Consider the following 14752-nt stretch of genomic DNA (forward strand, 5'->3'; position numbering starts at 1 on the left):
GGCAGTGGTTGACAGAAGCGCCGGGTACTGGCAGGTACGGCCGATGTCCGAGGGCGGACGTAGGCTGCACCGGTGCCGAAACCCCGCCTTCTTCCCGGACCCTGCCCGCTCTGCGGCGGTCTCACCGGGCTGCGGACGGACGATGCCTGGCACTGCGCGCTCTGCGGCTGGCGCTACGGAGACTCCCCCGACCCCGACCTGCCGTTCCCGCGGATCGACGTCGTGTACTACCTCCGGTACGACCGCAGGGTGAAGATCGGCACGAGCAGGCAGCCACGGCGCAGACTCGCGAGCATCCGTCATGACGAGCTCCTCGCCTTCGAACGGGGCGACCGGGTGCGCGAACAGCAGCGTCACCGCGAGTTCGCCTCCGCGCGCGAAGGCGGCGAGTGGTTCACCCTGACGCCCGAGATCCGCGCTCACATCGCCCGCTTGCAGCAGGACGGTGACCCCTGGCACCAGTACGCCCGCTGGCTCAGCGCCGCTCTCCGGGGCTGAGCCGCCTATCACCACGCGCCGGATCGCACCAGGGGATCCCGTCCTTCGCGGACGGCAGGCAGACTCGCAGATGAACGGGCGCACCCGGCGCCCCGCGTGAGAGGACCGGACATGAACGGACGAGAGAACATCCCCGCCGACGACGTCAGCGCGCAGGATCCGCTCGCCGGCGACGGGAGCGGCGACCCGAACAGCGACCGCCAGTTCCTGCAGGATCTGCCTCCCGCCCAGGTCGACACCGAGCAGCAGCAGGAGCATCAGGCCGAGGCCGACGACGAGGAGTAGTCCTCGCGGCGACGAGGGGCGACCGGATCGGCATCCGGTCGCCCCTCGTCGTGTCCGGCGTCAGGCGGTCGCGGCGCGTCCGCGGGTGCTCTGCGGCTGCGGCTGGGAGAACAGCACGACGACGATGACGGCGGCACCGACGACGACGTGCGGGAGCCAGACGTTCAGCGCCTCGCCCGCGAAGCCGAACAGCCACGGCGACAGGGCGAGGAACAGGCTCGCGACGATGTCGAAGACGAGGTGCACGGGCATGGGGATCAGACCGAACGGACCCCACTCGTACTTCGTGAAGAGGCTGTAGACGATGAGGCCGACGCCGAGGACGATCGGGATGACGACGGGGGCTCCGCCCATGCCGGCGAAGCCGAAGAGCCAGGGCGCGGCGATCAGAGCGACTCCGACGACGTAGTCGAGAACTCCATGGACCTTGGTCGGGATGAAACGCATGATTCCTCCTTGGGTGCCGCCGGCGGCGACTCACAGGAAGGTTCGGAGCCCTGCCCCCATCGGATGGGAACGCGGCATCCGCCTCAGCTCTGCGCCCATCCGTATCGCCGCTGGAGCGCCGCGGCGACCCGGGCGTACCGGGTACGGTCCAGGGCCGCTGCCTCCCGGCGGAGACCACGCTCGTGGACGCTGTAGAGCTGTTCGATGTCGACCCACGACTCGCGGCCCTGCCCGTCCCACTCCCCGCTCCCGATCGAGAGGTAGTCGCGGTCGCCGTCGCGCGGCCGGCTGGTCATCCGCACCGCGTACACCCGCTCGGAGGACTGCCGCCCGATCACCAGCACCGGTCGGTCCTTGCCTCGGCCGTCGTTCTCCTCGTACGGCACCCAGGTCCAGACGACCTCGCCCGCATCCGGGGCCCCGTCCCGCTGCGGCGCGTAGGACACGCGGACGGCCGGCATGCGCCCGGCATCGAGCCGCACGGTCTCGGTCCCGCGGGCGCGTCCCGGCTCGATGCCGGTATCCGATGCCGTCGCGGACCGCCGCTCCCGCTCCTCGGCCGTCCGCAGACGCGCGTCCGGGCGCCGCGGACCGGGAGAGGTCCGCGACGCCCGGGGGGAGCCCACTGCTCGGCGCAGGAGATCCGCGAGTGTCTTCAGGATGCCGTTGCTGGTCGTGCCCACACGGTCACCCTAACCGTCGTCACGCGTTCGCGAGAGCGTAGCCCTCCTCGCCGTGGACGACCTGGTCGACACCGGCGATCTCGTCCTCGTTCGTGATGCGGAACCCGATCGTCTTCTGGATCACGAAGCCGATCACCCAGGCGACCACGAAGGAGTAGATCAGCACGCCGGCGGCGGCGATCACCTGGACGGCGAGCTGACGGGCGTCGCCGCCGACGAAGAGGCCGGTGCCGGTGGCGAAGAAGCCGAGGTACACGGTGCCGATGAGACCGCCGACGAGGTGGATGCCGACCACGTCGAGCGAGTCGTCGAACCCGAGGCGGAACTTCAGCTCCACCGCGAGGGCGCAGACGATGCCGGCGACCGCGCCGAGCAGGAGGGACCACCCGGGGGTGAGGTTGGCGCACGCCGGGGTGATCGCCACGAGACCCGCCACCGCACCGGATGCGGCGCCGACCGAGGTGGGCTTGCCGTCCTTGATGCGCTCGATGAGGATCCAGCCGAGGATCGCGGCCGCCGTCGCGCCCAGGGTGTTCAGGCCGATGAGGCCGACGCCGCCCATGTCCTCGGCGAGCCACTCCGCACCGGCGTTGAAGCCGAACCAGCCGAACCACAGCAGGGCGGCGCCCAGCAGCGTCAGCGGCACGTTGTGCGGCTTGAGGATGCCCTTCTGGAAACCGATGCGCTTGCCGAGCACCAGGGCGAGGGCCAGCGCCGCGGCGCCCGCGTTGATGTGCACCGCGGTGCCGCCGGCGTAGTCGATCACGCCGATGCCGCTGTCCTCGCCGAACAGGGTGGTGCCGAGGTTCATGATCCAGCCACCGCCCCAGACCCAGGCGGCGACCGGGAAGTAGCCGACCGTGGCGAAGACGCCCGCGAAGATCAGCCAGCTGCCGAACTTCGCCCGATCGGCGATCGCCCCGGAGATGAGGGCGACGGTGATGATCGCGAAGGTGGCGCCGTACGCGACGCTGAGGAGGGCGACGTTCGATCCCTCACCCGAGGCGAGGCTGGACAGGCCGATGTCCGCGAACGGGTTGCCCGCGAAAGCCGTCGGGCTGTCCACGGCGCTCATCGAGAAGCCGAAGAGAATCCACAGCACGGCGACGAGTCCGATCGAGCCGAAGCTCATCATCATCATGCTGACGACGCTCTTCGCCTTGACGAGACCGCCGTAGAAGAACGCGACGCCGGGCGTCATGAGCAGCACCAGTGCCGTCGCGGTGATCGCCCACGAGATGTTGCCGGGAGCATCCATAGGAAAACCTCACATCCGAAGTAGTTGAGAGCTTCAGTTTGACCACGGGCGATTTCGCCCATGCGTGAGGTTTGTTTCCCCGCGGTTACAGCCCGGCTCCGGGTGTGAACATCGCGTTACGCGGGCCTGCGGGCTTACGCAGAATGCGTGAGCGCGTTGAGCCGGGAGATGGCGCGCAGGTACTTCTTGCGGTAGCCGCCGGCCAGCATCTCGTCGGAGAACACGGCGTCGAGCCCGAGGCCCGTCGCGAGGATCGGGATCTGGGCGTCGTAGACGCGGTCGACGAAGGCGACGAACCGCAGGGCCTCGGACTGGTCGGTGAGCTGGCGCACGCCCCGCAGCCCCACCCGGTGCAGGCCGTCGATGAGCCGGATGTAGCGCGAGGGGTGCACCTGCGCCAAGTGCCGGATGAGGTCGTCGAACGTGTCGTCAGAGACGGCGCCGTCCGCCGCGGCGGCGTCTACGGCGGCGCTGTAGGCGGCATCGTCCAGCGCCACGGCGTGACCGTCGATCGCGCGCTGCCGGAAGTCGACGCCGTCGATGCGCAGGGTCTGGAAGCTGTCCGACATCGCGTGGATCTCGCGGAGGAAGTCCTGCGCGGCGAAGCGCCCCTCGCCGAGCGCGTTCGGCGGCGTGTTGGACGTGGCCGCGAGCCGGGTGCCGGTGGGCACGAGCTCCCCCAGCAGGCGCGTCATGACCATGGTGTCGCCCGGGTCGTCGAGCTCGAACTCGTCGATGCAGAGCAGATCGGCGCCCTTGAGGAGGTCGACGGTGTTCTTGTAGCCGAGGGCACCCACCAGGGCGGTGTACTCGATGAACGAGCCGAAGTACTTCCGTCGAGCCGGCATCGCGTGGTAGATCGAGGCGAGCAGATGGGTCTTGCCCACGCCGAAGCCGCCGTCGAGGTAGACGCCGGGCTTGAGCTCCGGCTCCTTCTTGGCCCGGCTGAACAGACCGCCGCGCTTGACGGGAGCACCGCGTCCTGCGAAGCGGAGCAGCGTCTGCTTCGCCTCCTCCTGTGACGGGTAGGCGGGGTCCGCCCGATAGCTGTCGAACGTGGCGTCGTCGAACTGCGGCGGCGGCACGAGGCTCGCGAGCATCTCGGGTCCGCTGACCGTCGGTGTGCGCTCGGTGAGGTGGACGGTTCCGGTGCGGGTGGTCGGGTCGGTCATCACGGTCCTGAATCAGGCAACGGCCTGTGTCGAAGTCATACGGATCGGGTCCCGGGGGCGCGCGGAGGATCTATCGTCGAAGGGACGGATCCACACTACGCCGTCCGCACCGCCCGCTCGCCCGCTCACCGCTACGGAGACCCCATGGCCATCGAGTTCGACTCCTCCTCCCCCAAGTTCGCCGAGTACGCCGAGCCCGGCCGCCTGGTGACGACCGAGTGGCTCGCCGCCCACCTGGGAGAGCCCGGCCTCGTGGTCGTCGAGTCGGACGAGGACGTCCTCCTCTACGAGACGGGCCACATTCCCGGAGCGGTGAAGGTGGACTGGCACACCGAGCTCAACGACCCGGTGGTGCGGGACTACGTCGACGGTGAGGGCTTCGCCGAGCTGCTCAGCCGCAAGGGCATCGCCCGCGACGACACGGTCGTGATCTACGGCGACAAGAACAACTGGTGGGCCGCCTACGCACTGTGGGTGTTCTCGCTCTTCGGCCACGAGGACGTGCGCCTCCTCGACGGCGGTCGTGACCGCTGGATCGCGGAGGGCCGCGAGCTGACCCGGGAGGCGACGAACCGTCCTGCCACGGAGTACCCGGTGGTGGAGCGCGACGACTCGGTCATCCGCGCATACAAGGAGGACGTGCTCGCCCACCTCGGCAATCCGCTCATCGACGTGCGCTCGCCGGAGGAGTACAGCGGCGAGCGGACCACGGCTCCCGCCTACCCGGAGGAGGGGACGCTGCGGGCCGGCCACATCCCCACCGCGCAGAGCGTGCCGTGGGCGAAGGCCGTCGCCGAGGACGGCGGCTTCAAGAGCCGTGCCGAGCTCGACGCCATCTACCGCGACGGCGCGGGGCTGCAGGACGGCGATGACGTCGTGGCCTACTGCCGCATCGGGGAGCGCTCGAGCCACACCTGGTTCGTGCTCAAGCACCTCCTCGGCTTCGAGAATGTCCGCAACTACGACGGCTCGTGGACGGAGTGGGGCAGCGCCGTGCGCGTCCCGATCGTGACGGGCACAGAGCCCGGGACCGTCTGAGGTGGGAGAATGGCGGGGATGAACGCCTCCGCCCTGCCTGACACTCTCGCCGAGATCCGCGACGGATTCCTGGAGACCCCGGAATCGGACCGCCTGCTGCTACTCCTGGAGTATGCGGACGAGCTGCCCGCCGTCTCCGACGAGGTGGCGGCGCATCCGGAGATGTGCGAGCGCGTCGCGGAGTGTCAATCGCCGGTCTACATCTACGTCGAAGTCCACGACGACGTCGTGACCATGCACGCCACGGCTCCGGAAGAGGCGCCGACGACCCGGGGGTTCGCGAGCATCCTGGTGCAGGGCCTCACCGGACTGACGGCGGACGAGGTCCTGGCGATCCCCGAGGACTACCCGCAGTCGATCGGGCTCACGAAGGCGGTGTCACCGCTGCGGATCGGCGGCATGACCGGCATGCTGATGCGCGCCAAGAACCAGGTCAGGCAGAAGCGCTGAGCCCCTGCGCCGCAAGCCACTCCGTGATCGCGGTGGTCCAGCCCTTCTCGTCGTAGTTCCAGAGCTTGGTGTGCCTCGCGACCGTGAAGCGCGGCATGGTGACGAGTTCCGGCCGCGCCTCCTGCAGGGCGTGTGAGGCGTCCGCGGGGACGAAGCCGTCGTCGTCGCTGTGCAGGATGAGGATCGGCGCGTGCAGTTCGTCGGCACGGGCGACCATATCCAGGCGGTCGAACAGGATGGGTTCGTCCGCGCCGCTGAGCTTCGCCGTGAGCGGCAGCTGCAGCGCCCCCATCGCGAGGGCGGGAAGGGGTTCACGCACCCGGGCGACCCGAGCCTGGAAGCGCAGCACGGTGCGCCAATCCACGACCGGCGACTCCAGAATGATGCCCGCGATGCGGTCGCGATAGCCGGAGTTGACCGCGGCCTGCAACGACACGGCGCCGCCCATGGACCAGCCCATCAGCACGACCCGCTCCGCGCCGTGACGCAACGCGTAGGCGATCCCGGCGTCCACGTCCCGCCACTCCGACGCCCCGAGGGCGTAGGCGCCCGCCTTGGTCCGCGGCGCCTCGCCGTCGTTGCGGTACGACACGACGAGCGTGGGCAGCCCCGCCGCATGCAGCACCGGCACGGCACGGAGGCATTCCGCCCGCGTCGTGCCGCGACCGTGCACCTGGATGACCCAGGTCGAGGAGTCCCCGGGGAAGAACCACGCGGGACACGGTCCGGCCGGAGAGCCGATGAGCACGTTCTCCCATCGCAGGTGCAACTCGCTCGGCGACGTGTAGTAGCTGCCGCTGAACGAGGCTCCGCGGTCCACCCGGGCTCCGGGTTCGATCTTCGTGAGGAGCTTGCGCCGCACGGTCGTGCTGTCCGCGCTGAGCACCGCGCCGAGCTTGACGTAGCCGTAGGTGCCCGTGGTGAAGAGGCCGTAACGCCCCGGCAGCTCGGTGTCGAGGGTGCGGCGGAGCTCGATCGTCTGGGCCCCGGTGTCGATCGCGAGGATCTCCGTGTCCTGGACGCGGCTTCGCAACGGGATGACGACCCGACGCGCCGCCGCGATCACGAGGACGCCGACGGTGGCGCCCAGGGCGAGGAGCGCGGGGACAACGATCGCAACGGCGTGCCTGAGACTCTTCATCGCCTTCCGACTCTAGCCTGTTGCCGTGACCGCACACCCCGGGGCCGGGACGCCCTTCGACGCCGCCGTCGCCGAACTGCGCGCGACCACGTTCCGTGACGACATCGCGGTCCGTGAGATTCCCACCCCGCAGAATCTGGCGCCCTTCGCGATCGCCCTGTCCGCCGACGTCCGCCCGGGCGAGGACGGCGACTCCGTATACGGGACCGGACGGTTCATCCTCCTGCACGATCCCGACGAACCGGATGCCTGGGGCGGCGCCTGGCGCATCGTGATCTTCGCCCAGGCTCCGCTGGAGACCGAGATCGGCACAGACCCCCTGCTCGCCGACGTCACCTGGTCGTGGCTCGTCGACGCGCTGGATTCTCGAGACGCGATCTACCACTCCCCGTCCGGCACGTCGACGAAGACGCTGTCGAAGGGATTCGGCGGCCTCGCCGACGAGGGAGACGGTGCACAGATAGAATTGCGGGCGTCCTGGACTCCGGAGGGCCCGTTCCGACCGCACGTCGAAGCATGGGCCGAGCTGGTCGGAATGCTGGCGGGGCTTCCGCCGGGTTCCGAGGGCATCGCCGTGATCGGCGCGCGAAAGGCTGTACGTGACTGAATACTCCGTGATCTCCGAAACCGAGGAGTTCCGCGCCGCCTGTGCTGCGCTCGCCGCAGGCACCGGCCCGGTCGCCGTCGACGTGGAGCGGGCGTCCGGCTTCCGCTACTCGCAGCGGGCCTATCTGGTCCAGGTGTTCCGGCGCGAGGCCGGGGTGTTCCTGTTCGACCCGCCCGCGATCGGCGACTTCGCTCCCCTGCAGGAGGCCATCGGCGACGTCGAGTGGGTGCTCCACGCGGCCAGCCAGGACCTCCCGTCGCTGCGCGAGCTGCACCTGGAGCCGAAGGAGATCTTCGACACCGAGCTCGCGTCCCGCCTGCTCGGTCACGACCGGGTGGGTCTGGCCGCCGTCGTCGAGGACACGCTCGGCATCATCCTGAAGAAGGAGCACTCAGCAGCCGACTGGTCGACCCGTCCGCTGCCCGACTCCTGGCTGGACTATGCCGCGCTGGACGTGCTGCACCTCGTCGACGTCCGTGACGCCCTCGTCGCCGAGCTCGAAGAACAGGGCAAGACCGCGTTCGCCGCGCAGGAGTTCGCCGCCACCCTGGCGCGCGCCCCGAAGGCCCCGCGCGAAGACCCCTGGCGGCGGCTGAGCGGGCTCCACCAGGTGCGCGGCGCCCGTAACCTCGCCGTCGCCCGCGCCCTGTGGGAGGCGCGCGAGATGTACGCGCAGCAGCAGGACATCTCGCCCGGGCGCCTCGTGCCCGACCGCTCCCTCGTCGCCGCCGTCCTCGCCAACCCCGCCTCCAAGCAGGCTCTCGCAGGAGTCAAGGAGTTCCAGGGTCGCGCGAGCCGCACCCAGCTCGACCGCTGGTGGCAGGCGATCGTCGACGGCCGTGCCGCCGAGACGCTGCCGCGCGAGCGTGTGCCCAGCGACGCGCTCCCGCCGCCCCGCGCCTGGGGCGACCGCAACCCGGAGGCGGACGCCCGCCTGAAGGCCGCCCGTCCCGCCGTCGAGGCCGTCGCGGAGGAGCTGGGTATGCCCACCGAGAACCTCCTCACGCCCGAGTACCTGCGCCGGGTCGCGTGGGACGGCCCGGGCACGACGGCGGAAGAGATCGGCGCCGCGCTGTCCGCGCTCGGGGCCCGCCCCTGGCAGGTTGAACAGACTGCACAGAAGATCGCCGACGCCTTTGTAGAGGCGGCGCAATCGCCGGACACCACGTCCGCGACCGCTTCGTAGGTTCGATCCAACCGATTCCTCCCGGTTTCCGGCCGTTCATAGACTGAGGCCACCGCACTAACTTGGAGGCAGAGTGGCCGAGATCTCGGACGTCTTCTTCGTCGATGGAGTGCGCACCCCCTTCGGGCGCGCCGGCGAAAAGGGCATGTACTGGAACACCCGCGCGGATGACCTCGCCGTGAAGGCGACCATCGGCCTGATGGAGCGCAACGCGGCCGTGCCGGCGGACCGCATCGACGATGTCGCCATCGCCGCGACGAGCCAGACCGGCGACCAGGGGCTCACCCTCGGGCGGTCGGTGGCGATCCTCGCCGGACTCCCCCAGACCGTCCCCGGACTCGCGGTGGAGCGCATGTGCGCCGGCGCGATGACGAGCGTGACGACCATGGGCGCCTCGATCGGCGTGGGCATGTACGACCTCGCCCTCGCAGGCGGCGTCGAGCACATGGGTCACCACCCGATCGGCGCGAACGCCGACCCCAACCCGCGTTTCGTGGCGGAGAAGATGGTCGACCCTGGCGCCCTCAACATGGGCGTCACCGCGGAGCGCATCTTCGACCGCTTCCCGCACCTCACCAAGGAGCGCTCCGACCGCTACGGCATGCGCAGCCAGCAGAAGGTGCAGGCGGCGTACGACGCCGGCAAGATCCAGCCGGACCTCGTGTCCGTCGCGATCAAGGGTGCCGACGGTGCCTGGGGCCTCGCCACCGAGGATGAGGGCCGCCGTCCGCAGACCACGATGGAGGACCTCGCCGGCCTCAAGACTCCCTTCCGCCCGCACGGTCGCGTGACCGCCGGAACCTCCTCGCCGCTCACCGACGGCGCGACGATGTCGCTGCTCGCCGGCGGCAGCGCGGTCAAGGAGCTTGGACTCGCGCCGAAGATGCGGATGGTCTCGTTCGCGTTCGCCGGTGTGCAGCCCGAGATCATGGGTATCGGCCCGATCCCGTCGACCGAGAAGGCGCTCAAGAAGGCCGGTCTGGACATCTCCGACATCGGACTCTTCGAGCTCAATGAGGCGTTCGCCATCCAGGTGATCTCCCTCCTCGACCACTTCGGCATCGACGACGACGACCCCCGGGTGAATCCGTGGGGCGGCGCGATCGCGGTCGGCCACCCGCTGGCCGCTTCCGGCGTCCGCCTCATGATCCAGCTCGCGGCGCAGTTCGCGGAGCGCCCCGACGTGCGATACGGCCTGACGGCGATGTGCGTCGGTCTCGGCCAGGGCGGCTCGGTCATCTGGGAGAACCCGCACTACGACGGAAAGAAGAAGAAGTGAGCTACGACGACGTCGACTTCTCGCCCATCCAGGCGCTCACCGAGGGAGAGGTCGTCACGCACTCCCCCGTGCGCGACATCCGCCTCGCGTCGGGCAAGGTCCTCGCCCTGATCACGCTGGACAACGGTCGTGACCACACCCGTCCGAACACCCTGGGTCCTGCCACCCTCACCGAACTCGGCGCGACGCTGGACGGCCTCAAGGCCCGCGCGGCGGCCGGCGAGATCCAGGCGGTCGGCATCACCGGCAAGCAGTACATCATGGCCGCCGGCGCCGACCTCTCGGACATCAGCAAGGTCGGCTCGCGCGACAACGCGCGTCTGATCGCCCAGCTCGGTCACAAGGTCCTCGGGAAGCTGAGCGAGCTCGGCGTGCCGTCGTTCGCGTTCGTGAACGGCCTCGCGCTCGGCGGCGGCCTGGAGATCGCCCTGAACTCCACGTTCCGCACGGTCGACGCCTCGGCCGCGGCCGTGGCGCTGCCCGAGGTCTTCCTCGGCATCATCCCCGGGTGGGGCGGCGCCTACCTGCTGCCGAACCTCATCGGCATCGAGAACGCCCTCGAGGTGGTCATCTCCAACCCGCTCAAGCAGAACCGCATGCTGAAGCCGCAGCAGGCCTTCGACCTCGGCATCTTCGACGCCATCTTCCCCGCTGCGACCTACCTCGAGAACTCGCTCGCCTGGGCGGACGCGGTCCTCGGCGGCAAGAAGGTCGTGCGCAAGAACGAGCCGGGCAAGATCGAGCGGCTCACCAAGTGGCCGATCGCCATCAAGATGGCGCGCGGCATGCTGGAGTCCAAGATCGGCACCGTGCCGAAGTCGCCCTACGCGGCTCTCGAGCTGCTCGACAAGGCGAAGAGCGGCACCAAGGCGGAGGGCTTCGCCCGCGAGGACGAGGCTCTGGCGGAACTGGTGACCGGCGATCAGTTCGCCGCGTCGATGTACGCCTTCGACCTCGTGCAGAAGCGCGCGAAGCGTCCGGTCGGCGCCCCCGACAAGGAGCTCGCGAAGAAGGTCACCAAGGTCGGCATCATCGGTGCGGGTCTCATGGCCAGCCAGTTCGCGCTGCTGTTCGTGCGCAAGCTCCAGGTGCCCGTGCTGATCACCGACCTCGACCAGGCGCGCGTCGACAAGGGCGTCGCCTACATCCACGAGGAGATCGGCAAGCTGGAGGCCAAGGGCCGGGTGGACGCGGACACCGCGAACAAGCTGCGCGGTCTCGTCACGGGCACCACCGACAAGAGCCTCTACGCGGACTGCGACTTCGTCATCGAGGCGGTCTTCGAAGAGGTCGGCGTCAAGCAGCAGGTCTTCGGCGAGATCGAGAAGATCATCGCGGAGGACGCGGTGCTCGCCACGAACACCTCGTCGCTCTCGGTCGAGGAGATCGGCGCGAAGCTCGCCCACCCGGAGCGGCTCGTCGGCTTCCACTTCTTCAACCCGGTCGCGGTCATGCCGCTGATCGAGATCGTGAAGACGCCGACGACCGCCGACACCGCCCTGTCGACGGCGTTCGTCGTCGCCAAGAACCTCGGCAAGAACGCGGTGCTCACCGCCGATGCCCCGGGCTTCGTGGTGAACCGTCTGCTCGCGAAGGTCATGGGCGAGGCGGCGCGCGCCGTCTACGAGGGCACCCCGATCGCCGACGTCGAGAAGGCGTTCGCGCCGCTCGGCCTCCCGATGGGCCCCTTCCAGCTCATCGACCTCGTCGGCTGGAAGGTCGCCGCGCACGTGCAGGACACCATGGTGCGCGCGTTCCCCGACCGGTTCTACGCCAACGAGAACTTCCATGCCCTGGCCGAGCTCGACCAGGTCGTCGAGAAGGACAAGGGCGGCCGGGTGGTCGGCTGGACGAAGCAGGCCGAGAAGGTCCTGGCGCCCGCCGTCGGCAAGAGCCCGGCGTCGGCGGCCACGATCCTGCAGCGCGTGCAGGACGGACTCGCGACCGAGATCAAGCTGATGCTCGACGAGGGCGTGGTGCCGGAGGTCGAGGACATCGACCTGTGCCTCATCCTCGGCGCCGGCTGGCCGTTCATCGATGGTGGGGCGTCGCCGTACCTCGACCGCGAGGGAGCCTCCGAGCGCGCGTTCGGCGGCTCGTTCCACACGCCGCAGATCCGCGGTATCGAGAACCGCTGATCAGCTCTCCGCAGGGGGTCGCGCCATGGGCGCGGCCCCCTGCGTCGTCCCCGATGCCGGCCGAGTATCCGGCTCGCCGCGTCGTGGCCAGTGCGACAGGGCGTGCTCCGCGAGGGCGGTGATGGTCAGGGACGGGTTCACCCCCGGATTCGCGGGTACGGCGGCTCCATCGACGACGTGCAGCCCCGGGTGTCCCCAGACGCGCTGATACTCGTCCACGACCCCCTCCTCCGGCGAGCCGGAGATCACCGCCCCGCCGAGGAAGTGCGCGGTGAGCGGGATCCCGAAGACCTCCGGCCAGGAGCCGCGCGGCTCGGTGGGCACTCCGCCCTCGCGCTGCAGGCGAGCAGCGATGGCACGGGCGGCACGATGCGCCTCGGGGAGGTGGCTGGGGTTCGGTGCGCCGTGCCCCTGGGCGCTCGTGAGCTGCACGCGCCCGAAGCGCCGCCGCAGCGACAGCGTGAGCGAGTTGTCGGCGGTCTGCATGACGAGCGCGATGATCCCCCGCTCGCTCCAGCGCCGGAGGGAGGCGAGGCGGAGGGCCCGCGCGGGACGGCGCAGCACCTGCCCCGCGAGCGCGACGAGGCGACCCGGCAGGGCGCGGTCACCGGGGACCAGCACGGTGGCGAGAGCGCCCATCAGGTTCGATCCCGGACCGTAGCGGACGTTCTCGACATGGGTGCGGTCGTCCACGTGGAAAGAGGTGGTGATCGCCACGCCCCGCGCCAGCTCCACCCGCTCCGGCACGCGAACCGCGACGGCGCCGTCCAACGCCTCCGAGTTCGTCCGGGTGAGCCGGCCCACGGCGTCGGAGATCCGCGGGAGCGCGCCAGACGCCTTCATCCGATGGAGGAGCTGCTGGGTGCCCCAGGTCCCCGCCGCCAGCACGACCTCTCGCGCGGTGACGGTCTGCTCACGCCGCCGGAACCAGGCACCACTCCGTCGTGTCGTGACGGAGAAGCCGCCGTCCGGCAGCTCACGCACCTCGGTGACGGTGCGCAGCGGCTCGATGACCGCCCCGCGGCGCTCGGCCAGGGCGAGGTAGTTCTTCACGAGGGTGTTCTTCGCGCCGACGCGGCAGCCGACCATGCAGTTCCCACAGAGCGTGCAGCCCGTGCGCTCCGGACCCTCGCCGCCGAAGAACGGATCGGCGACCCGCTGCCCCGGCTGCCCGAACCACACGCCGACCGGGGCTCGGCGAAAGGTCGCACCCACCCCGAGGTCCTCCGCGGCTCCCGCCATGATCCGCTCCACAGGACCCTCGTGCGGATAGCGCTCCACCACGCCGAGCATGCGCTTGGCCATGGCGTAGTGCGGGGCCAAGGCCGCCCGCCAGTCTCGGATCGACGCCCACTGGGAGTCGGCGAAGAATGCCGCGCCCGGTTCGTACAGCGTATTCGCGTAGTTGAGCGACCCACCGCCCACGCCCGCCCCCGCGAGGATCATGACGTGCGGGAGCCGGTGGATGCGCTGCACCCCGAAGCACCCGAGCGCCGGTGCCCAGAGGTAGCGACGGACGTCCCAGCTCGTCTTCGCGAAGTCCTCGTCGGCGAAGCGCCGCCCGGCCTCGAACACACGCACGCGGTAGCCCTTCTCCGTGAGCCGGAGGGCCGCGACGGAGCCGCCGAAGCCCGACCCGACGATGACGACGTCCTCATCGAACATGCGCGTCCCTCCGCTCCGCCCGGGTCATGACGGTCAGTGCCCCCGCCCGGACCGAGATCGTGCAGGAATCCTCCCCCACGCGCTCGCCGTCCGCGTAGGCCACGAGGCCCGGAGCGGAGACCGTGACGGTGCGGGCGCGGAGGTGCTGCACCTCGGGCCGCGCGAGGTGCGTCCCGCGCAGGAGGAGGGGGAACAGGCGCAGCAGCCGGAGGCGGCCGAGGGGGCCCACGGCGACGACGTCGAGGGCGCCGTCGTCCGGGGCCGCGCCCACGCAGACCGGCATCCCCCCGCCGTAGCTGGCCGTGTTCCCGACCGCCACGAGGGTGCCGCGGGCCGGGGTCATCGGGCCGTCATCGGCACGGATCGTGAAATCGATGGGACGCAGCCGGATGAGCTCGATCAGCAGCGCGAGGTAGTAGCGCAGCGCGCCGGAGGGCCAGCGGAGACGGTTGGTGCGATCGCTCACCCGGGCGTCGAAACCCAGAGCCGCCACGGTGAGGAACAGCGAGGTGCCCGTCGCAGTCCGCACCTCGCCGATGTCGATGGCACGGGGCACGCCGGTCAGCGCGAGCTCGACCGCCTCCGCCACGTCCGCGCGCGGCAGCCCGAGTGCGCGCGCCAGGTCGTTCCCCGTGCCGGCGGGGACCACCGTGACCGGGACGCCCGCGGCGCACACGAGCTCGAGGATGCCGGAGAGGGTGCCGTCGCCGCCGACCACGACGAGTCCGTCGGGTGCCGCGTCCAGCGCGGCCCCGGCCAGTCGCCTCGTGTCCGCAGCCGACTCTCCGACATAGACGCGGACGACCGCGCCCCGCTGCCGCAGATGATCGAGCGTCTCCTGCGCGACACGCTGTCCGCGGCCCTTGCCGGACAGCGGGTTCGACAGCACCGCGATGTGACCCATG

The 14752-nt window shown here is 70.4% G+C and carries 15 protein-coding genes; 8 read left to right on the forward strand and 7 right to left on the reverse strand.

Translation table 11 applies throughout. The features are described 5' to 3' along the window. The first annotated feature begins 72 nt into the window (after positions 1 to 72). The gene (locus tag KZC57_RS02425) at positions 73 to 498 is read left to right on the forward strand and encodes a GIY-YIG nuclease family protein (RefSeq protein ID WP_126893134.1); all 426 of its coding nucleotides are present in this window, start codon (positions 73 to 75) and stop codon (positions 496 to 498) included. 111 nt (positions 499 to 609) lie between these two features. Continuing rightward, positions 610 to 783 carry a hypothetical protein gene (locus KZC57_RS02430; protein ID WP_153244978.1) on the forward strand — a complete coding sequence of 58 codons (174 nt, stop codon included), beginning with the start codon at positions 610 to 612 and terminating at the stop codon, positions 781 to 783. 60 nt (positions 784 to 843) lie between these two features. On the opposite strand, the gene KZC57_RS02435 is transcribed toward KZC57_RS02430, so the two are convergent. The 4 genes from KZC57_RS02435 to zapE all read right to left on the reverse strand — a co-directional run bounded on the left by KZC57_RS02435 (position 844) and on the right by zapE (position 4343). Further along, positions 844 to 1230 (reverse strand): SPW repeat protein, encoded by a 387-nt coding sequence (locus tag KZC57_RS02435; RefSeq protein WP_126893133.1) that lies wholly within the window; start codon positions 1228 to 1230, stop codon positions 844 to 846. A gap of 83 nt (positions 1231 to 1313) precedes the next feature. After that, a complete protein-coding gene (locus tag KZC57_RS02440) occupies positions 1314 to 1913 on the reverse strand; it encodes a type II toxin-antitoxin system PemK/MazF family toxin (RefSeq protein ID WP_247640970.1) in 600 nt (199 codons plus the stop codon). Between the two features lie 19 nt (positions 1914 to 1932). Beyond that, the gene (locus KZC57_RS02445; protein WP_025103552.1) at positions 1933 to 3171 is read right to left on the reverse strand and encodes an ammonium transporter; all 1239 of its coding nucleotides are present in this window, start codon (positions 3169 to 3171) and stop codon (positions 1933 to 1935) included. Between the two features lie 134 nt (positions 3172 to 3305). Continuing rightward, positions 3306 to 4343 carry a cell division protein ZapE gene (gene zapE, locus KZC57_RS02450; protein ID WP_060922079.1) on the reverse strand — a complete coding sequence of 346 codons (1038 nt, stop codon included), beginning with the start codon at positions 4341 to 4343 and terminating at the stop codon, positions 3306 to 3308. Between the two features lie 144 nt (positions 4344 to 4487). On the opposite strand from zapE, the gene KZC57_RS02455 reads away from it, so the two are divergent. Together KZC57_RS02455 and KZC57_RS02460 are read left to right on the forward strand one after the other, a co-directional pair. Continuing rightward, entirely contained in the window at positions 4488 to 5381 is an 894-nt protein-coding gene (locus tag KZC57_RS02455; protein ID WP_060922078.1) for a sulfurtransferase, read from the forward strand. Between the two features lie 18 nt (positions 5382 to 5399). Further along, positions 5400 to 5831, forward strand: a complete 432-nt coding sequence (locus tag KZC57_RS02460) for a SufE family protein (protein WP_060922077.1) — start codon at positions 5400 to 5402, stop codon at positions 5829 to 5831. Here KZC57_RS02460 and KZC57_RS02465 read toward each other — a convergent pair. After that, positions 5815 to 6972, reverse strand: a complete 1158-nt coding sequence (locus KZC57_RS02465; protein ID WP_247640971.1) for a S9 family peptidase — start codon at positions 6970 to 6972, stop codon at positions 5815 to 5817. The two genes, KZC57_RS02460 and KZC57_RS02465, sit on opposite strands and share 17 nt — an antisense overlap. Before the next feature lie 25 nt (positions 6973 to 6997). Here KZC57_RS02465 and KZC57_RS02470 point away from each other — a divergent pair, with 25 nt between their 5' ends. The 4 genes from KZC57_RS02470 (at position 6998) to KZC57_RS02485 (ending at position 12182) form a co-directional block, all read left to right on the forward strand. After that, positions 6998 to 7579 carry a DUF3000 domain-containing protein gene (locus tag KZC57_RS02470; protein ID WP_247640972.1) on the forward strand — a complete coding sequence of 194 codons (582 nt, stop codon included), beginning with the start codon at positions 6998 to 7000 and terminating at the stop codon, positions 7577 to 7579. After that, complete coding sequence (locus KZC57_RS02475) at positions 7572 to 8765, forward strand: HRDC domain-containing protein (RefSeq protein WP_247640973.1); 1194 nt, start codon at positions 7572 to 7574, stop codon at positions 8763 to 8765. The genes KZC57_RS02470 and KZC57_RS02475 overlap by 8 nt, the downstream gene beginning before the upstream one ends. Before the next feature lie 73 nt (positions 8766 to 8838). Further along, positions 8839 to 10044 (forward strand): thiolase family protein, encoded by a 1206-nt coding sequence (locus tag KZC57_RS02480; protein WP_060921823.1) that lies wholly within the window; start codon positions 8839 to 8841, stop codon positions 10042 to 10044. Beyond that, complete coding sequence (locus KZC57_RS02485) at positions 10041 to 12182, forward strand: 3-hydroxyacyl-CoA dehydrogenase NAD-binding domain-containing protein (RefSeq protein ID WP_247640974.1); 2142 nt, start codon at positions 10041 to 10043, stop codon at positions 12180 to 12182. The genes KZC57_RS02480 and KZC57_RS02485 overlap by 4 nt, the downstream gene beginning before the upstream one ends. Here KZC57_RS02485 and KZC57_RS02490 read toward each other — a convergent pair whose 3' ends face one another. Next, entirely contained in the window at positions 12183 to 13847 is a 1665-nt protein-coding gene (locus KZC57_RS02490; protein WP_247640975.1) for a GMC oxidoreductase, read from the reverse strand. After that, positions 13837 to 14751 carry a YegS/Rv2252/BmrU family lipid kinase gene (locus KZC57_RS02495; RefSeq protein ID WP_247640976.1) on the reverse strand — a complete coding sequence of 305 codons (915 nt, stop codon included), beginning with the start codon at positions 14749 to 14751 and terminating at the stop codon, positions 13837 to 13839. The genes KZC57_RS02490 and KZC57_RS02495 overlap by 11 nt, the downstream gene beginning before the upstream one ends. Position 14752 lies beyond the last annotated feature (1 nt).

Source organism: Microbacterium sp. KSW4-4, assembly GCF_023091185.1.
In the GTDB taxonomy this organism is placed as follows: Bacteria; Actinomycetota; Actinomycetes; order Actinomycetales; family Microbacteriaceae; genus Microbacterium; species Microbacterium paraoxydans.